17 protein-coding genes are annotated in these 18834 nt (G+C 40.8%); 5 read left to right on the top strand and 12 right to left on the bottom strand.

The genetic code is table 11. The features are described 5' to 3' along the window. Window positions 1-18: 18 nt before the first annotated feature. Window positions 19-618: a TetR/AcrR family transcriptional regulator gene (locus VIHSUH07_RS04685; protein ID WP_105084069.1), complete on the bottom strand. Its 600-nt coding sequence runs from the start codon at window positions 616-618 to the stop codon at window positions 19-21. 160 nt (window positions 619-778) lie between these two features. Here VIHSUH07_RS04685 and VIHSUH07_RS04680 point away from each other — a divergent pair, with 160 nt between their 5' ends. After that, window positions 779-1564, top strand: coding sequence for an MBL fold metallo-hydrolase (locus VIHSUH07_RS04680; protein ID WP_105084068.1), 786 nt, complete (start codon window positions 779-781; stop codon window positions 1562-1564). A 504-nt stretch (window positions 1565-2068) separates the two neighbouring features. On the opposite strand, the gene cooS is transcribed toward VIHSUH07_RS04680, so the two are convergent. The 5 genes from cooS to VIHSUH07_RS04655 all read right to left on the bottom strand — a co-directional run bounded on the left by cooS (window position 2069) and on the right by VIHSUH07_RS04655 (window position 9451). Continuing rightward, window positions 2069-4231 carry an anaerobic carbon-monoxide dehydrogenase catalytic subunit gene (gene cooS, locus VIHSUH07_RS04675; RefSeq protein WP_105084067.1) on the bottom strand — a complete coding sequence of 721 codons (2163 nt, stop codon included), beginning with the start codon at window positions 4229-4231 and terminating at the stop codon, window positions 2069-2071. A 923-nt stretch (window positions 4232-5154) separates the two neighbouring features. After that, window positions 5155-6783 (bottom strand): phosphoenolpyruvate carboxykinase (ATP), encoded by a 1629-nt coding sequence (locus VIHSUH07_RS04670; RefSeq protein ID WP_105084066.1) that lies wholly within the window; start codon window positions 6781-6783, stop codon window positions 5155-5157. Between the two features lie 225 nt (window positions 6784-7008). Next, complete coding sequence (locus tag VIHSUH07_RS04665; RefSeq protein ID WP_105084065.1) at window positions 7009-8337, bottom strand: DUF438 domain-containing protein; 1329 nt, start codon at window positions 8335-8337, stop codon at window positions 7009-7011. 223 nt (window positions 8338-8560) lie between these two features. After that, window positions 8561-8911 (bottom strand): energy transducer TonB, encoded by a 351-nt coding sequence (locus tag VIHSUH07_RS04660; protein ID WP_105084064.1) that lies wholly within the window; start codon window positions 8909-8911, stop codon window positions 8561-8563. 63 nt (window positions 8912-8974) lie between these two features. Further along, window positions 8975-9451 carry an energy transducer TonB gene (locus VIHSUH07_RS04655; RefSeq protein WP_005378233.1) on the bottom strand — a complete coding sequence of 159 codons (477 nt, stop codon included), beginning with the start codon at window positions 9449-9451 and terminating at the stop codon, window positions 8975-8977. 457 nt (window positions 9452-9908) lie between these two features. Between VIHSUH07_RS04655 and VIHSUH07_RS04650 the strand changes: the two genes are divergently transcribed. Genes VIHSUH07_RS04650 through VIHSUH07_RS04635 form a run of 4 tightly spaced genes read left to right on the top strand, consistent with a single transcriptional unit; the run spans window position 9909 to window position 13550 of the window. Then, window positions 9909-10850 (top strand): metal ABC transporter solute-binding protein, Zn/Mn family, encoded by a 942-nt coding sequence (locus VIHSUH07_RS04650; protein WP_105084063.1) that lies wholly within the window; start codon window positions 9909-9911, stop codon window positions 10848-10850. An 11-nt stretch (window positions 10851-10861) separates the two neighbouring features. Next, on the top strand, window positions 10862-11593 hold the full coding sequence (locus VIHSUH07_RS04645) for a metal ABC transporter ATP-binding protein (RefSeq protein WP_105084062.1): 732 nt from the start codon (window positions 10862-10864) through the stop codon (window positions 11591-11593). After that, window positions 11590-12453, top strand: a complete 864-nt coding sequence (locus VIHSUH07_RS04640; protein ID WP_005381446.1) for a metal ABC transporter permease — start codon at window positions 11590-11592, stop codon at window positions 12451-12453. Before VIHSUH07_RS04645 ends, VIHSUH07_RS04640 begins: the two co-directional genes overlap by 4 nt. Then, on the top strand, window positions 12450-13550 hold the full coding sequence (locus VIHSUH07_RS04635; protein WP_105084061.1) for a metal ABC transporter permease: 1101 nt from the start codon (window positions 12450-12452) through the stop codon (window positions 13548-13550). Before VIHSUH07_RS04640 ends, VIHSUH07_RS04635 begins: the two co-directional genes overlap by 4 nt. A gap of 93 nt (window positions 13551-13643) precedes the next feature. On the opposite strand, the gene VIHSUH07_RS04630 is transcribed toward VIHSUH07_RS04635, so the two are convergent. From VIHSUH07_RS04630 to VIHSUH07_RS04600, 6 genes are all read right to left on the bottom strand, one after another. Beyond that, window positions 13644-14126 (bottom strand): GNAT family N-acetyltransferase, encoded by a 483-nt coding sequence (locus tag VIHSUH07_RS04630; protein WP_105084060.1) that lies wholly within the window; start codon window positions 14124-14126, stop codon window positions 13644-13646. 1 nt (window position 14127) lies between these two features. Then, a complete protein-coding gene (locus tag VIHSUH07_RS04625) occupies window positions 14128-14595 on the bottom strand; it encodes a GNAT family N-acetyltransferase (RefSeq protein ID WP_199176834.1) in 468 nt (155 codons plus the stop codon). Between the two features lie 362 nt (window positions 14596-14957). After that, window positions 14958-15377 carry a hypothetical protein gene (locus tag VIHSUH07_RS04615; RefSeq protein ID WP_105084058.1) on the bottom strand — a complete coding sequence of 140 codons (420 nt, stop codon included), beginning with the start codon at window positions 15375-15377 and terminating at the stop codon, window positions 14958-14960. Between the two features lie 138 nt (window positions 15378-15515). Beyond that, window positions 15516-17051: a glutamine-hydrolyzing GMP synthase gene (gene guaA / locus VIHSUH07_RS04610; protein WP_105084057.1), complete on the bottom strand. Its 1536-nt coding sequence runs from the start codon at window positions 17049-17051 to the stop codon at window positions 15516-15518. A 521-nt stretch (window positions 17052-17572) separates the two neighbouring features. Further along, window positions 17573-17779 carry a 4Fe-4S binding protein gene (locus tag VIHSUH07_RS04605; protein ID WP_016476146.1) on the bottom strand — a complete coding sequence of 69 codons (207 nt, stop codon included), beginning with the start codon at window positions 17777-17779 and terminating at the stop codon, window positions 17573-17575. 61 nt (window positions 17780-17840) lie between these two features. Continuing rightward, window positions 17841-18785: a Cof-type HAD-IIB family hydrolase gene (locus VIHSUH07_RS04600; protein ID WP_105084056.1), complete on the bottom strand. Its 945-nt coding sequence runs from the start codon at window positions 18783-18785 to the stop codon at window positions 17841-17843. Between the last annotated feature and the right edge of the window lie 49 nt (window positions 18786-18834).

The following is an 18834-nucleotide window of genomic DNA, read 5'->3' as shown; positions in this document are numbered from 1 at the left end:
TATGTGAGCCTTATATGCTTATTTTCTATGCAACCCACTGTAAACGAGTTCAAAGATAACTTTCTGAGCTTCTAACCACTCATCGCTCTGAGACCATTTATATTGTTTATTAACAGCATATAGACCGTGTACTAAAAATACAAAAACGGATACACCTACGTCAAATGAAGTCCCAAGTGCTTCTGCCATAACAAGCCCTTGCCGATCTTTTTCACTCCGTATAATTCGTTGCAATACATATTCTGAAATTTGGTCATCTAAAAATAAAGGTAAATACTTTTTATGTCGTATAATACGCTGACATAAAGGCAATCTATCAAAAATAGAATCGTATGCTTCTCTCAACGAAACAGAATTAGAAGCAGCTGATAAGGTGTTAGCTATAGTTTGTAAATTATTATTATCTACCATTCCTGGTCGCGAATAAGCGATTGCATCATCTACTAAATCATCAACAATTTCCATGATATTGCTATAGTGTAAATAAAAAGTAGAGCGAGTTATACCTGATGCTTTACACAACAATGTTACGGTTAAAGACTCAAAAGAATGGTTTTCTAAACAACTAAGCAACCCTTCTTTTAACAACATTCGTGTCATTTCTTTTCGAGTTATCATATAACCTCCTACATAGACACATTTATACAATGTGTCTATTAACAAACATAGTGTCAATTATTGTTGAGACTAGTATAACAAAACAAGGTACACTTATTCTAGGGATTACAAACAGTAATCTATTTGATGAGATTTTCAAAATACAATCAAGGAGATACCTATGACACAATATACTCACATTAGAAATGCTACAGGAAAATTAACAATAAAAAACACAACATTTCTTATTGATCCATTCTTAGCACCAAAAGATACTTATCCTGGCTTTGAAGGAACATTTAACTATCAACAAAGAATGCCTATGGTTGATTTACCTGTATCAATGGACAATCTATTAAGCAATGTAACTGCGGTAGTAGTTACACACACACATCTCGATCATTGGGATGACACGGCAATTAAATCTATTCCAAAGTCACTTCCTATTTTTGTGCAAAATACAGCGGACAAAGAACTTATTATCTCCCAAGGCTTTAATGATGTACGCATCATTTTTGAAAGTCTTGAGTTTAATGGTATCACATTAAGAAAAACAGGTGGCTCACACGGCACTGTAGAAATGTATGCAAATCCAGTTCTTGCACCATTAGCAGGCGATGCAATGGGCGTTATTTTTGAAGCAGAAGGCGAACCAACTGTGTACCTTGTAGGCGATACAGTATGGACAAGCGATGTAGAGAAGGCCCTTCTTCGCTTCGACCCTAATGTTATTATTATGAATACAGGATATGCTCAAATTTTGGGCTTTGAAGATAGTATTATTATGGGGACAAAAGATATTGGCCGCATGGTAGTACGCAAACCAGAAGCTAAAATCATCGCTGTTCATATGGATACAGTTAATCATACAGCAACAAGCCGTAAGGATGTGCACAAATTTATCAAAGGCACCCATATCGAAAGCCATGTAGCAGTCCCTGAGGATGGAGAAACTATTATACTATAAGTTACTATATACCTATGTTGTTTTTATGTTGTTATTGAGGTATACTATAAACATAAAGAGAGTCATTGACGTGTGCAAGCGTTAGGCTCATCTAAAAATTAGTAAAACGAGATGCGCCTAACGTGTAAGTATTACCAGTACTTATTACGTTAGGCGTTTCTTAAGTTTATTTGAATAAACTTAAGATAGATACAACTATGGAAATTACAAAAAGAATTATATAAACCTTCTCGAATTTACTCATAGTATCACCACCTTTCGGTGATGAACCTAACTCACGTCAATGACTCCTGTTATTAGTATAGCAGAGTTATAAATGATGTAATAGATTAAGTTAATAAGCTTTTGATTAAAAAATGAAGCGTCAGGTCTACCTGACGCTTTTATTCTTTCATAAATAATTATTAGTTAAAGACCCTCTTCAGAATCCGACTTTGCCCCTGTTCCGAAGGAACAGATCTGGGCGGTGGAGGATTATGGAGAGGGTCTTTTGTTTATATTATATTATTTTACTTCTGCCCAACCTAAAGCAGCACGTTTTTCATCGATATCTGCCAAGATTTTTTCAGCAACTTTAGCTGGATCTGTATTTACATACATAACAGAGCCTAGGATGTCTTTAGTGTCTTCTTTCAACCATTTTGTAACAGCATCAGAGCCTTGTGTAGGTGGCTCAACGCAGTGGTAGGAGTTGATACCCATTAGACGGAAGCCAAGGGATGCATCGATACCTTTTTCGTTGGACCATTCAGGGCTAGACATAGCAAATGGCATTTGTGGCAAGTTAAGGCCTAATTCGCCAGCAATACCAGCGAAAATACCAGAGGAACGTGCATTATCTACACATTCGCCAACATGCCATACTGGCGGTTGATCATCGCCCAAGAACTCTTGCAATGCAGGGCTACATTTCTTAATAGCATCTGTATTACAGTAACCAAGTTTCATCAATGGGAAGGATGCACAACCATTTGTTAAGATGATACAGCCATTTTTGATAAGTGTATCAACGATATCTACAGTTGCTTTTTCGTAGATAACGCGAGGGTTGGAACAACCTACTACGTTTACGATACCACGAACTTTACCAGATTTTAAAGCCTCTGCCAACGGTTTGAAGGAACCGTAATGTTTAACAGTGGATTCTGGAGAGAAACCAACTTCAGCAGTGATTTCGTATGGCGGAATGAATACAGGCATACCTTTACGCAATTCATGAGCTTCAAGAGCGCGATCCAAGATTTTGCGAGCCAATGCTTTTGTTTCAGACAAGTTAGTATGATGGTGATCGTAACCGATGTGTTCTGCACCTGGTAAACGAGCTGCATCAGATGTAGTGATAACCTTTGTATTGAAGCAACGTGCTACGTCCATAATAGCAGGGTAAACGTCTTGAACGTCGGCTACCCAGCAGTCAAGAGCACCTGTACCAAGTACAAGTTCCGCACCGATAGCATTACACAATGGAATAACATTTTCATAACGGTACATACTGGACAAACCAGAGCAGCAGATACCGTAGAATTGGATACCTTTAGCACCGATAGCTTTCGCTTTTTCTAGGTACTCTTCAGAGGCGCCAATTGTACAAATTTGGGATACCAATGTTGGCAAGTGACCATGCACAGCGATGTTAACATAACCTTTTTTCAAAGCACCAATGTTAACTTTGGATGTACGACGACCACCTTGTCCGAACAATGCGTCTGTTGCGATGTCTGCTGCCACTACGCCTGTGAATGTGAAAGCAAGACCACAACGCAAGAATTGTTTCATGTTGCTTTCCCAATCGCCATCTGTACCTACGCATGTACGATGGTATGCATCAAATGCTTCATTGTACGCGGAAATAGGCAAAATATCCAAGTTTTTCCAAACTTCGCGACGTTCAGCAGGAGCCATTGCTGTAATTGTTTTATATTCGCCAGGCAATGCACGGCTCAAGTCTTCTAATAAAACGTCTGCTAAATCATTAGCTACTTCTTTCAAGGAACGACCTTCTTCAGGGATGTTGAAAGCCTTACATACAGTACGGATTTTTTCTTCGCCCAAAATTGGAATATCCAATTGATCATTAGCGGCAGCTTTCAAAGAAATCAAAATTTCACGAGCATGCGCACCATGTTGAGTCAAACCACCAGCAGCAGCACGTGTCATGTTACGAGCTACGATAAGGTCAGCATCGGCACCGCAAACGCCACGAGGGCTCTTAGGCGTAATTTTACATGGACCCATGAAACAAATACGACAACATACGCCAGCAATACCGAACGCACATTGAGGTTGTTGTTTATCGAAACGGTCGAATACAGTGTCGCAACCAATTTGTTCCATACGAAGAATCATCTCACGCACGGCAGGGTCAGGAGTTTGCTCGATAACATCTTGCTTAGTAGGCCATGTTTTACGATACTCAGCAACAGCCTTAAGATAATCATTTACGCCATGTTCATGAGGCACGCCTGGTTCATGAGTGTGTGGCACCCATTTATCTGTAGGCAAAGCCTTTTCATGGCTATGATCGTGACCATGGTCATGATCGTGATGATGGTCATGATCATGGTGGTGGTCATGGTCATGATGGTGATGATGACCGCCGCAATGGCAATGATGATGTTCACCATGGCTATGGTCATGGGTATTTTTATTTTCCACGTCTTTACTCATTTTAAACCTCCTAGGGGCCTACGTAGGCCAACCGCTAATAACAAGAAAACATATTCTTATTCTATCTAAGTTAAATCCACCTTAATTGTGGGTTTTAAATCCTATCTCATAAATATGTTTTAAACTATCATAAGTATATTTGTTGAGAGGACAATTGTCAATCGAATTTTATACATATTATAAAAAATATTAGCTTCTATCCCCCATTCTAACAATGTTTTTCAATTATAAGCCTCATACTAACTTCATAAAGCAAACTTACTTTAATTCCTTTATATCAAAGGAATTAAAGCGCACACATGTGAAGAAAACACCTCATAACACTAATTCTACATACACAAATCATTCTCCTGCATCAATTTGATGAAACTTTATTGCACTAACTAAAACATATTTCCCATACGTCCTACGCACCTCTGTTAACTCACCCTCTACGTTGGGCTCCGCGTAGCGCAGTAGCGTGTCTTCCCTAACGCCGATGTGCTAAAAACTTTAATGCATTCACTAAATGAGTAAGGATAAAAAAATCCTCCTCAAACGACTTCCCCCTCTGCTGTGGATTTTCCTATGGAAAATCTTACGCAACGGGATTAGCGATGTGTAGCTCCCATACGTCGCTACGCTCCTCTGTTAGCTCACACCCTGCGTTGGGCTCCGCTTTAACGCAGTAGCTTCTCTAACGCAAATGTGCTAAAAACTTTAATGTATAAGCATAAAGGATAAAGGAAAAACAGCCCGTCACAAATGACTTCGGGCTCCGCTTTAGCGCAGTAGCTTCTCTAACGCAAATGTGCTAAAAACTTTAATGTACTTACTGAATAAGTAAGGATGAAAAAATCCTCCTCAAACGACTTCGGGCTCCGCGTAGCGCAGTAGCGTGTCGGCTTGAGGAGGATTTTTTTATCCGCCACCGTATTTAGGTGTTACATTAAAGTTTTTAGTACATCAAGTACTTCGTGTGGTAATTCATTTTTACCGTCTTTGAGTTTTTCCACGTATTCAGAGCGGAATTCAAAGGCTTGGTGTAGTTGGTGATGGTATTCACGTACGTCGAATGGTGGTTCGAAGCCTGGCACTTCTACGTAGGATAGGTTTTCATAGGCGCCGAATGGTTCGAATTGTAGGTCACCTTCTACTAGACGTTCTAATAAATCGAGGGTCACTTCTTTAGGAATTTTCTTTTCAAGGAAGAATCCTGTGTTCATGATGTAGCAATCTACGCCACATTCTTTGAAGAGTTTTTTATAGCTTTCATAATCACGAACTAAAGGATAGGTACGGAATGGGTTTGCGTATGGCTCGATAACGAGTGCATTAGGATCGACGTTAGCATCGAGTTTTTCCGCAGTAGAGCGGCGCGTTGCAAGTGTAGCACCCATAGTGGAAGCCAATACAGGGTCATCGATTTTAAGGATTGGTGGCAATGTTTTATCTTTCATCAACCACACAATGGCATTAACAGGTTCGTCCACATGGTTTACGCGATTATCTGTCCAGAATTGGGATTTAATAGCGCGGCCATTGTTGTTACGCACGTCCTCAGCTAATACGACCTTGTTGCCATTTTCGTCGAGGGTAACGCCTACATTTTGCAATGTTAATAGGTATTTATTAGCTGGGTGTTCCACAGGATAATCCTGCATTTTATCAAAGTATGTTGGTTCCATCGCAACGGAGGTCAAATCGTTTGTATTGATGATGTACGCATCGTCATGCAAGATGGAGATGTCGTAGCGACCATTGTGTTTTTCATGAGTCAATGTGGATTTACCGGAACCGGATAGGCCGAACACGCCGATTGTGAAAGACTCACCATTTTTAAGGTTATAGCGTTTCATACCGCCGTGACAAGCTACGTAACCATAGCGGTTTGCCAAGGACCAAGCTAATGTCAATGTACCTTTTTTATGTTCCCCAAAGTAACGCATACCAAGAATCATGGCGCAGTTATGAGCTGGGTCAAAAATCGCAAGCCCACCTGGATGACCTGGCACAACATAATCTGGGTCAGAATAGATGTAAATATCCCCTTCTAGAATATCTTTACTGTTGTTGTAAAATTCTTTTGTCGCTTCGTCAAAGAATTTAAAGTTCATAATCCAAGAGTACATGATGGATGCATGATCCTTTGGAATCATAAGGTGAGCACGAGCCGTAAATTTTTGATCAAGACCAACCACAACTTGTGTGGAAATCCATTCTTTATTGCGGCTATCATACACAGCATCGCGAGCGATACCGGCTAATTCGACCTCATCAATGCCTTCATCGCCAATGATACGGCGAGCCTTCGCATAACGGCCAGTCGTTTTGCCATCATTAGTTACGAGAATTTTAGCATCCGCTGGTAAGCCTTGTTCTTCTGGTTTAAATACAGGCATATCAAGGACAATAACACCTGGTTCTTGCGTTGCCAATGTATACGCCTCTGCTACGGATGTAACAGGTTTTACGTTATTGCCGTAAAACGCAGTTTCAATGGTGCTGCGTAATTTAGAAAATAACGGGTTTGTCTTGATTTCACTTTGATTCCAAATGCGACGTGTTGCCATTCTAATCCTCACCTTTATCGTATAACTTTATAAAAACTAGTAGTTTGTATATTGAAAAACACTTCTAATATTTTCTATTTTACCTGTTTTTAGGAAATTTGTATACATGAAAGAGATGAACAAAAGTAAATTGTTGTATGTTTATTTTAAATTAGTGCAACACATTTTGTAATAATAAAAATTGATAACTATTGTAAGCTCTCAGAGAGTTACTTTTTATTTTTATTAATAAATGCGTTGATTATCGCCTACAAAGTCAGTTTTATCCCAAGTCAACAATGTACGGGAGCCTTCTAATTCACGGATATGTGTACAATCTTGCATCATTTCTAGTACGCCTCGGAATTTACCATTTTCATCGCGCACGGCCGTGTAGATAACATAGATAAACAAGCCCGGTTTATTGATCCAAAATTCTGCTTGGCTTTGTTCTCCCGAACGGAATTTCTCTACGATTTCTTCTACTACATGAACAGACTTCGCAGGATGGCAATTCTTCACCTCACGGCCAATAACATTAGCACTACGAGGGAAAATACGATGTGGTGTATCACTGTAGAATTTAACGAGTTCATTTTCATCTACATAGGATAAATCCACAGGCAGATGACGGAACAACAAATTAATTTGCTCTAAGGTCAATTTGCCAGTGGCCACATCTAGGACAGCATCCTTACTAACGGCTGCACCTCCTACAGGGCCAACATATTTGGATAATAGACCTGCCAAATCGTTTAGGAACTCGTTAGATACAGCACCGTTTTGACTAGTAGCATTTCCATTTAATGAGGCTGCGGAATCGTTAATACCTGGCACGACATATAAACCTGGTGCGTTAATAATAGCATAACCGATTTCATGGTCATTTTTGCTCATGCGCACAAATTCTTCATCGCTTAATAATTTAAAGGATGTTGGCAATAAAACCTCTAACTCCTTAGAGTTCAAATCACGTAACTTTGCCAGTGTTTCTGGAACAGATGCTAGGAATTCTTCGTATTTATCTTCACGAAGCAATGCATAGGATGCAGAGATAGCATCGCGCACACCATCATCAAAGGTCCACATAATACGCGTTGGACGATCAAACCCATGATTTTCTAACATTGGATATAATTGATTTTGCTTACGAGATAGATGGATACGCCATTCTGCTAAGGAATCAAAAACACCAAGCCAAGGATTTTTAATAAACTTATCTTGTTTTAACAATTCATCCGCTTCAAGAGCTACCTTTTCAACCGCATTAATTTCTTCTAAACAAGCCCACAACGGATGATTCTCTGGGTACTCATTTTCGGCACGTACTAATACACCGTCAAATAAATTCAACAAATCATCCATCTTGTCTAGTATTTCTTCATCCTTATAGACACCTTTCAAACTTTGCTCTGCATAAGCAAATTCGTCAGGCGTACAAGTACCTAACTTTTCTTTTAAAATACGGTTACCCTCTTCCAAGGATAATTTACCGTCTAAATAATCTTCTTTAATAGATACAATAATTCTGTACCGTTCATTATTAATATCTAGCTTTTGCTGTAATGGATTCATACGCTTATACCTCCAGGGGTCAAAGACTATTAGTATATACAATATATTATTACTATATTAAATATACTTTTATTATATTCATTTTGAAAGTGATTTTCAGTTGCTACAGATACATTTCCCAAGATGATTGAGCCACAAAATACTTTCACCCAATATAATTAAATCCTTAAGTACTTTCACCAGCACATAAAAAGGCACCCATACAATGTATGAGTGCCTTCTATTAATTTCTCAAATCAATATATTCAGTTTTAGATGCCTCTACAGGATTGCCATTGCTATCCGTAGCCGGTGTAAATTTCCATGTAGAAATTGTGTTCACGATAGATGCATCCGCATCACTACTACCAGTGGTTCCCTGTAATTCTACATGAGAAACGGATCCATCTGTATTAATAGTAAAGTTTACATTAACAACAGTTGCATCACCGGCATAACCATGTAGTACACCAGAATCAAAGCCTGGTGTAGATACTGCTTTTGGCGCTTCATAAGGTGTGGCCGCCAAAGAAACAGCGGCAGACATGGACATTATTAATGCCGTTAAGGCAACACAACGCAATACATTACTCATCATCTTTCTCCTCATTTAGTCTTATGACCACTCTCATTATTGAGTCCTAGACTGTTTCACTCCTTATTTTGCCTTAGGACCATTCGCTTTCGCATTCACATCAGACGCATGATTATCGTTAGACTGTGATTTGTCTACCGTCAATTTACCATTGCCGGACTTAGCGGGAGCATTACCCTTTGGCAATGTGATTGTCATGCCGATGATGGATGCATGGGCTTTTTGATCTGTGCCAATAGCCGGCGTAAATTCCCATTGTCTAATAGCAGCTTTCACAGCCTCATCAACAGGACCATAACCAGAGGATTGTTCTACAAAGACATTTTCAACCTTGCCTTGTTTGTTAATTAGGAATCGTACACGCATATGATCTGCTACGGTAATTCCATTTGGAATAGCTGGCATTGTAGGTTTAACGATGGATACCTCGCGAGGTGCTTCTGTAAATCTACCCGCAGCCGCATCAGCATGAGCAGGCATCATAGCACCTACCGCAAATGTAAGAACAGCAGCACACGCGAATCGAGTTAATATATTCATGGTTTGTTCCCCCTCGAAATTAATATAATAAATATACATATATAATACTCGATAAAGATGAAGAAAAAAATACTTAACTGCAAAATGTAGTCTATTAGTAAAAAATATATGTATAGAATAATTTTTATTGATAATTTTTCTCATCTATGTTATATTTATATTGACTAAATTGATCGGATTACACATCAAGTTGATGTAACAAAATTACAAAAGGAGGTTCATCATGAGACGTAGAAAGCGTATTCAAATGAAGGTCATGATGGTACTTGGTATCGTTGCCCTCGTTGGGCCTAACCATCTACAATCTCTCATCCACTAAATAATCGTGACCCTAGCAGAAGACTATATAACTGCCAATAGCCGCTACGTTAGTAGCGGCTATTTTTCCGCTTAAATAAGGGTAGTTAACAAGATAACCAAAGATGTTAAACTCAGTACCTATAAAAGGAGGTTTATTATGAAATTCAATCGAATCTTGCTAATAGTCGTATCATTAGCACTTATGTTATTCGCATTAGCAGGCTGTGGTAAGGATGCAGCACAGGACAGTCAAAAGAAACTAAACGTAGTTGCTACAACAACAATGTTAACGGATTTAGTAAAAGAAATTGGCGGTGACCATGTGTCCGTCCAAGGTCTTATGGGGCCTGGCGTAGATCCTCACCTCTACCAAGCGAGCGCCGGCGATGTAACAACTATGTCTAAGGCAGATGTTGTAGTGTACAACGGTATTCACTTAGAAGGTAAAATGGGTTCCATTTTCGACAATTTAACAAAACAAAATAAAGCTACTATCCGCGTATCCGACGCTATTGATCCAGCTACTCTACTCGACTTTGACGAAGAAGATGGCGTGAAAACTAAAGACCCTCATATTTGGTTCGATGTAGCGAATTGGAAACTTGCAGCCAAGGCTGTATACGAAGGACTTTCAAAAGCAGATCCAGCTCACAAAGAGGATTTCAAAAAACGGTATGATGCGTACCTCACTAAATTAGATGACACAGATGCATACATTAAAGCACAAGCAGAATCAATTCCTAAAGAATCTCGCGTTCTCGTAACAGCACACGATGCCTTCCAATACTTCGCTCGCGCTTATGGCTTTGAAGTAAAAGGTTTACAAGGCGTTAGTACTGCTACAGAAGCAGGTACACAAGATGTAAATGAACTTGTGCAATTCATCGTAGATCATAAAATTAAAGCCATCTTCGTAGAATCTTCTGTACCACACAAAACAATTGAAGCCGTTCAAGAAGCAGCTAAAGCTAAAGGCTGGAACGTTGCTATCGGTGGCGAATTATACTCCGACTCCCTCGGTTCTGAAGGCACTGAAGGTGGCACATATATCGGCATGGTAAAAGCCAACATCGATACCATCGCTAAAGCACTTAAATAAAGGAGGTCTCTATGGAATGGGCCGTTGAAGTTGAAGATATGACTGTAGCTTATACGACAAAACCCGTATTATGGGACGTAGATATGAAGGTACCCATCGGTTCCTTAGCGGCCATCGTCGGCCCTAACGGAGCCGGTAAATCTACATTATTAAAGGCCATGTTAGGCCTATTAACAGTTATCTCAGGTAGTGTTAAGTTTTATATCGACCACCACCTTGCAATGGACAAAAAGGATTACAAGAAAATCGCCTATGTCCCTCAAAGCGGTAGCGTAGACTGGGACTTTCCTACTACCGTATTAGACGTTGTACTTATGGGCCGCTATGGTCATCTAGGTTGGTTCAAACGACCAAGTAAAAAGGATAAGGAACTCGCCCTCTCCATGATTGAAAAAATGGGCATGAGCGACTATGTAAACAGACAAATTCGTCAACTTTCAGGGGGCCAACAGCAGCGTGTATTCCTCGCAAGAGCCCTCGTACAAGAGGCAGATATTTACCTCATGGACGAGCCCTTCAAGGGCGTCGATAAAACGACGGAGCGTGCTATTATTTCCCTATTACAAGAAATGAAAGCGCGCGGCAAAACGGTGATCGTCGTACACCACGATTTAAATACGGTACCTCAATATTTCGACTGGGTAACGATGGTCAATAAGCAAACTGTTGCCTATGGTCCCATAGCAGAGACCTTTACTGACGAAGCCATCGAGCGTACCTACGGCAAGGGGAGGATTGTATGACCATACTCCAATCCTATACGACACAGATGGTATTGCTCGGTACAGCTCTCTTGGGCCTTGCCAGTGGTATTGCAGGCACCTTCGCTGTACTGCGCAAGGAAAGCCTCATCGGTGACGGCCTCTCCCACGCAGCACTGCCTGGTGTAGTCATCGCGTTCTTGCTGACCGGTATAAAAGACATTGAGGTACTCATTATAGGTGCCGCCCTATCCTCTATCACTGCAGCATGGCTCATTACCATCACCGTAGAAAACAGTAAAATCAAATTCGATGGGGCTTTGGCTACTATTCTATCTGCTTTCTTTGGACTTGGTATGGTTCTACTCACCTACCTTCAAAGTCTGAACAATGCAGGTCAGGCGGGGCTTTCAAAATTTATATTTGGACAGGCCGCCACCATATTAGCCCGCGATGTGTACATTACATCGGCAGCAGCGCTCATCATTATCGTTTTAACAGCCTTATTTTGGAAAGAGCTAAAGCTCATTTCCTTTGACGTAGAATACGCTAAAACATTGCAAATTCCCGTCACCTTTACCCTCATTTTATATCGTTCCCTATTGATCATGACCATCATCATCGGCATTCAATCAGTAGGTGCTATCTTGATTAGTTCCCTACTCATTGCACCGGCCGTAGGGGCTCGTCAGTGGACGAACAAGCTAGGTACCATGTGTATACTAGCAGGATGTTTCGGCATGGTATCTGCTATTGGCGGTACCATTTGGAGTACAACAGTACAAAAACTGCCTACAGGTCCAGCTATCATCGTCATCCTGTCGGTTATCGTACTGTTGAGCCTCATATTTGCACCTAATAGAGGCATCTTGTGGCAATTCCGGAAAAGAGGTGCCCCATGACAGTACATACAGAGATTTTACTCATCGCCATCGCAGTATCCATCGCGTGCGCTATTCCTGGTGTATTCCTCGTGCTGCGCCGCATGTCCATGATGGCCGACGCCATTACGCATACCGTATTCCTCGGCATCGTGCTCGCTTTCTTTGTAACGGAAGACTTAAACTCCCCCTTGCTTTTAGTAGGGGCAACCGTAGTCGGCGTAGGAACGGTGTGGCTTACAGAGATGATTCATAACACGGGCCTCGTCAACGAAGACGCGTCCATTGGTATCATCTTCCCGCTCCTCTTCTCCATTGCCATCATCCTCGTCAGTCTCTATAGCGGCAACGCACACCTTGACGTAGATACCGCACTTCTAGGGGAAATCGCATTCGCCCCATTCGACAGATGGATTGTAAACGGTACCGACTTAGGCCCTGTATCGCTATGGATTTCCCTGGGGGTGGCATTCATCAATCTCGTATTAGTTATGCTCTTCTACAAGGAATTGCAACTATCTACCTTCGATCCACTATTAGCAGGGCTCTTCGGCTTCATGCCTGCCCTCATCCATTACGTGCTGATGACCATGGTATCCCTCACCGTGGTGGCTTCATTCCAAGCAGTAGGCGCCATCCTCGTTATCGGCCTCATGATCGGACCTGCGGTTATTGCTTATTTATGGACGGACTCTGTGAAAGCCATGCTCACTAGCAGTATCATCATCGGCACTATATGTGCTGTCATCGGTACGGAAGTCGCTTTCACCCTAGACATATCCATTGCAGGCGCTATCGCAACAACGATCGGTCTCGCTTTATTAATTGCCGTTATTTGCACGCCAAAGACAGGCTATATCGCTACCTATCGTCGCCAACGCCACTTGCGTCGTCACTATCGGGAAACAATGATGCTCTGCCACATCTATACCCATATGAACACACCGGTAGCGGCCATCGAAAACGGTATCGGCACCATTCACGAACACTTGAACTGGAAGCCAGACTATACACACCAAGCCGCATCACACCTTAAGAAACAAGGCTTGTTGTATGTAACAAATGGGTACTATATGCTGACCGATAAAGGCGTGGCGCAAGTTAAAGAAATTATTTAAATACAATACCAATACTTTTCCCAACAAAAAAGAAGCTGAAACCAATGCTAATCCGCAAGATTTCAGCTTCTTCTTTTATATTTAATTATATGGCTAGAATACAACACGCATCTGATACCACTTAGCACCGCCATGATCAGATACAGACTCGCCTTCATTTATAAAGCCAAACTTGGCGTAATAATGAATCTTTTCTTCCTTACATGTTAAAATAACACCTTTTCGATTTTCTTCTTTGGCCAATTCTATGAAAGCCTCAATCAACTGCCCCCCTACACCGCGATTGCGATACGCTGGCATTGTATTTAGGCCAAATATCATCTGCCATGCGCCATGGGGATTATGCAGCGAAGCATCGGCGAACATCTCATCCGTCAAGACTTCATCATCTGTTACAAATCCATCGATAAAACCGATAGGTGTATCACCATCAAAAATAATAAGGAAATGATCTGCATAGTGGGCAAGGCGTTCTTTAAACGCTTCACGAGATGCTGCCTCGGCAGGTGGAAAACATGTAGCCTCTATTTTCGTTACTAAATCTAAATCTTCGGTTGTTGCTTTTCGTATGAGCATATTAATTAATCAATTCCTTTCTCATATAGATAACATCATCCATAGGATTATGGTAATACGGCTCACATTCAGCAAAGCCATGCTTCTTGTACAAATGGATGGCGGCTTGTAATGGTTCAATTGTATCTAGCACCATTTCTTTATAACCGGAGGCCTTAGCATGGTCCATGATACGTTCAATCAGACAATCACCGAGAGCATGTCCACGCCCCTCAAGACGCACATAGAGGCGCTTCATTTCACAACGGGTATCGCTATGCTGATAATATGCCACCATACCTAGCACCACATTATTATCATCAATGGCTACAAGTAATTCACCATTGGGAGCCGTATATTTCTCAGCAATATCGGCTAATTCCTTATCTAAATTTTGAAAGGACAAATCGCGACCAAGCCACTTTGTATACTCTTGAATTAACTCTTTCACTTGATCTAAATACGGTTTGCCATCAACTATTTTAATCATATAAACTCCAATAGATTAATTACTATAACTTTCTCATCTCACGAACGAATGCCTCCGCCTCCTGTAAGTTCTTTGGGAACTCGAAATACATATACCTTTCAGCACCGTAAATGGGATTTCTAAAATCATAGCCACTCAACAACAAATACTCTATGATTTTCCACTCTTTATCATTAGATTTTTTGGGAGCTTTGAACTTTTCATTTACAAAGTACATTTTACCTTTACATATAGGACAGGTTTTATTAGTGTTAAACAACTCGTAATTCGTACCCTCCGATAAGGAGATTCGGCAGTTAGTACATACATTTTTATAGCCCATGATTATTTTCTCCTATATGGTTTATGTTGAAAGATTTATTTTACAAATCCTCATCAATTACATATACCATATCACCTGTAAAGTATATGTTCATTATACAGTGAACGGGGTTTCCTTCAGTCCATAACCAGCCTTGGAATACAGCACGTCCCCAATTGTAGGTCTCCGTAATTACCTCAAACTCACTTTCACTATAATCCTGTTGATACTGAGGTAACTCAATTCTTTTACCTGTGAAAGTATCTAATATTGTACTATCAAAGACGAAAATTTCTAAATCATCAATATCACACTTCTCAAATACAATCTTGGCCTTATGAGTCTGTTCAACACCGTTCTCATAGGAAAAAATATAATCAAAGGTAAAAATCAAATTATCGTCTGCGTATTCTATTTTCTGCACTCTTGCATCGTGGATAGAATACTTAAAATACTCTCCAAAAGATCTTGTGATTTTCATAGGCTCCAACAATAATAATTAAAAGAACAAATTATGTCTTATATTATTATATTTATTAACCATATATAGTCATAAAAGCCTCCTGCCAAAATGACAGGAGGCTTTATTTCGGCAAATGTATAGCCAGGATTATTATTCTTATTCCCACTCAATTGTTGCAGGTGGTTTAGATGTAATATCGTACACGATACGGTTGATGTGTTGTACTTCGTTTACGATACGACGGGAGATTGTGTCCAATACGTCGTAAGGGATGCGTGCCCAGTCAGCAGTCATAAAGTCTGTTGTTGTTACGCCACGCAATGCCAATGTGTAATCATATGTACGGAAGTCACCCATAACGCCTACAGTACGTGTAGATGTTAATACTGCAAAGTATTGGTTGATACTGCGATTAAGGCCAGCTTTTGCAATTTCGTCACGGAAGATATAATCCGCATCACGCAAGATATCGAGTTTGTCTTTAGTGATTTCGCCCATTACGCGGATAGCAAGACCAGGGCCTGGGAATGGTTGACGCCATACAAGGTAATCAGCCAAACCTAATTCAGAACCAAGCTCACGTACTTCGTCTTTGAAGAGGTTGCGCAATGGTTCGATGAGGCCTTTGAAGTCTACTACTGCAGGCAAGCCGCCTACGTTGTGGTGAGATTTAATCACTTCCGCTTCGCCAGTACCGGACTCAATAACGTCAGGGTAGATTGTACCTTGTGCTAAGAAATCAACGGAACCAATTTTACGGCCTTCGTCTTCAAATACGCGAATGAATTCTTCGCCGATAGCTTTACGTTTCGCTTCTGGATCGTCAAGACCAGCCAATTTATCTAAGAAACGTTTTTCTGCATCGACGCGGATGAAATGCATGCCGGAATCTTTGAAAGCTGCTTCTACTTCGTCACCTTCGTTTTTACGCATTAAACCATGGTCAACGAAGATACAAGTCAATTGGTCGCCAACGGCTTTAGAGATAAGAGCTGCTGCAACGGAGCTATCTACACCGCCAGACAATGCCAACAATACTTTGCCATCGCCTACAGTGTTACGGATTTCTTCAATAGCAGTTTTTGCATAGTTTGCCATTGTCCATGTGCCTGTGAAACCACATGCTTCGTACAAGAAGTTGTGAAGCATTTCTTTACCATGTTCAGTGTGCAATACTTCTGCATGATATTGCATAGCGTATAATTTACGCTCTTTATTTTGCATGGATGCAACAGGGCAGTCCTTTGTATGAGCAACGATTTCGAAACCTTCAGGTACTTTTGCTACATAGTCAACGTGAGACATCCACACAACTTGGTCTTCGTCCAAGCCTTTGAACAATGGGGATGTAGTATCTACTTTAGTAGGTGTTTTACCAAATTCGCGGTTGTCCGCAGACTTCACTTCGCCACCTAATGTATGCGCCATAAATTGCATACCATAGCACATGCCAAGAACTGGAATGCCAAGTTCAAAGATTTCCTTTTCAATTTTAGGGGAATTCTCTTCGTACACGCTGTTAGGGCCACCAGTGAAGATGATACCTTGCGGCTTCAATTCCTTAATTTTTTCTAATGCTTTGTTGTATGGATATACTTCGCAGTATACATGATTTTCACGAACTCGGCGTGCAATCAACTGATTATATTGACCGCCGAAATCGACAACAATAACAAATTCCTTGTTTTCCATAGTTCCTCCGTATGCATCTATTTGTGAAAGTATATTCACCAATTTATAATGTCCATACATTCCTGTACTGGGGGTGCGTTTTACAAACGAAACGCCAATTTTTTATTACAGTCTATTATACCATAGGAACCATATGTACTCCATATATTCCGTATGAAAGTTATAAAACACTTTTTAACGTTCGGATTTTCAATACATTTCAGTTTCTGACGGTTCAAGGTCACCCTTTCACATACCTATTTTAAAATAGAACAGGCCTGTTCTATTTTTTAGAGAGCCTATTGCACATACCCATTTCAGATTACTACAGGTCTGTTCTATTTTTTTAAGAGCCTATTGCACTCACCCATTTCAGATTACTACAGGCCTGTTCTATTTTTTAGATAGCCTATCACACATGCCCATTTCAAATTACTACAGGCCTGTTCTATTTTTTAGAAGACCTATTGCACGTGCCCATTTCAGATTAGTACAGGCCTGTTCTATTTTTTAGACAGCCTATCACACATGCCCATTTCAGATTAGTACAGGCCTGTTCTATCTTTAAGTAGCTTATGCATTTGTACGGCCCCAACAGGACAGATTGAATAGCAATCACCACAGCTGATACATCCGTTGCCAATAATAAATTTAGTAGTTCCTTCGGTGATGCATTGTACAGGGCAGTCCTCAGCACAAGCACCGCATTTAACGCAGGTATCGTCTATATCAAATTTTAGATTGCCCATATTACATCACCTCGCTATCATCCATGGAATATATTGTTAATTCACTATTCGATTTTTATTTCTATTTACCTTCTAATTCGCGATTATGTGCAATGGCCGAATAGAGTGCACGAGCCACGCCATAATTGTTATTATCCGTTGTTTCGTAACGAGCGGCAGCTTTCACATTATCTCGTGCATTTCCCATAGCTACACTAGCGCCAGCAAAACGGATCATAGATAGATCATTTTCGCTATCGCCAATGGTCATCACTTCGTCAGGCGTATAGCCCCAATGGTTCGCCAAGGCCTCTACGGCCGTGCCCTTTGTCGTATGAGGCAATACAAATTCTAAATTGCCTTCGCTTGATTCAAGGACATCGTAAAAACGTTCGCGACCTTTACCATCTGTGGCTGCCCCTTGGAACTCATCACGTAAATCAGCTAGGATGCGTTCGCGTATACGTTCATCGCCGTAAAAGATTTGGATTTTCTCCGGTCCTTCTGGCAAGGATTCTAGATGTGCCAATAAATCAGGCACCATCGTGCGCGTTTTCAAAATAAAAGGTCTAATATTCGCTCTAAAGAAATGGTCCGCTTGTAATGTTTCATTGCCAACTGTTGGATATTGGCCGAAAATTTCGGCTTTCACATAAGCCTCTACAAACACACCGTAGGTCATGAGTTTCCGTACTAAATCTATGGCACGAGTTTTATCAAAGGAGATATGAACGAGTTCCTTTTGCTCCTCTTTATCCATGACATAGGCACCATTGGTACACACAAAGTAGCGCAAGCACGGCATGGCATCAATGACATCGTCCATCTCATGCCACGCACGGCCCGATGCGATGGCCACGCGAATACCGCTTTCACGAGCGGCACGAACAGCGGACACCACCTCAGGATCCACGGTTTTTGCTTCATTCACCAACGTGCCATCCACGTCGGACGCGATGAATCGAATCGGCGTATCGCCAGTAAGGCCTATGTAATTTTTAATGTCTAATGGTTCAGATGAAGACATACAACCTCCTTTAATACAATATAATTTTTACTTGATGTACAATAAAGAT

Origin of the sequence: Veillonella sp. T34266-5, assembly GCF_002959815.1 — a bacterium.
Taxonomy (GTDB): Bacteria; Bacillota; Negativicutes; order Veillonellales; family Veillonellaceae; genus Veillonella; species Veillonella atypica.
The sequence above is the reverse complement of the archived record's forward strand: the minus strand, read 5'-3'. Positions and strand labels throughout refer to the sequence as shown.

Coding starts and splice junctions, on each gene's coding strand:
- VIHSUH07_RS04600 (WP_105084056.1), bottom strand. CDS start 18,785: ATGTCTTCATCTGAACCATTAGACATTAAAAATTACATAGGCCTTACT.
- VIHSUH07_RS04655 (WP_005378233.1), bottom strand. CDS start 9,451: ATGAATATATTAACTCGATTCGCGTGTGCTGCTGTTCTTACATTTGCG.
- VIHSUH07_RS04640 (WP_005381446.1), top strand. CDS start 11,590: ATGACCATACTCCAATCCTATACGACACAGATGGTATTGCTCGGTACA.
- cooS (WP_105084067.1), bottom strand. CDS start 4,231: ATGAGTAAAGACGTGGAAAATAAAAATACCCATGACCATAGCCATGGT.
- VIHSUH07_RS04630 (WP_105084060.1), bottom strand. CDS start 14,126: ATGCTCATACGAAAAGCAACAACCGAAGATTTAGATTTAGTAACGAAA.
- VIHSUH07_RS04605 (WP_016476146.1), bottom strand. CDS start 17,779: ATGGGCAATCTAAAATTTGATATAGACGATACCTGCGTTAAATGCGGT.
- VIHSUH07_RS04635 (WP_105084061.1), top strand. CDS start 12,450: ATGACAGTACATACAGAGATTTTACTCATCGCCATCGCAGTATCCATC.
- VIHSUH07_RS04685 (WP_105084069.1), bottom strand. CDS start 618: ATGATAACTCGAAAAGAAATGACACGAATGTTGTTAAAAGAAGGGTTG.
- VIHSUH07_RS04665 (WP_105084065.1), bottom strand. CDS start 8,337: ATGAATCCATTACAGCAAAAGCTAGATATTAATAATGAACGGTACAGA.
- guaA (WP_105084057.1), bottom strand. CDS start 17,051: ATGGAAAACAAGGAATTTGTTATTGTTGTCGATTTCGGCGGTCAATAT.
- VIHSUH07_RS04645 (WP_105084062.1), top strand. CDS start 10,862: ATGGAATGGGCCGTTGAAGTTGAAGATATGACTGTAGCTTATACGACA.
- VIHSUH07_RS04670 (WP_105084066.1), bottom strand. CDS start 6,783: ATGGCAACACGTCGCATTTGGAATCAAAGTGAAATCAAGACAAACCCG.
- VIHSUH07_RS04650 (WP_105084063.1), top strand. CDS start 9,909: ATGAAATTCAATCGAATCTTGCTAATAGTCGTATCATTAGCACTTATG.
- VIHSUH07_RS04615 (WP_105084058.1), bottom strand. CDS start 15,377: ATGAAAATCACAAGATCTTTTGGAGAGTATTTTAAGTATTCTATCCAC.
- VIHSUH07_RS04625 (WP_199176834.1), bottom strand. CDS start 14,595: ATGATTAAAATAGTTGATGGCAAACCGTATTTAGATCAAGTGAAAGAG.
- VIHSUH07_RS04660 (WP_105084064.1), bottom strand. CDS start 8,911: ATGAGTAATGTATTGCGTTGTGTTGCCTTAACGGCATTAATAATGTCC.
- VIHSUH07_RS04680 (WP_105084068.1), top strand. CDS start 779: ATGACACAATATACTCACATTAGAAATGCTACAGGAAAATTAACAATA.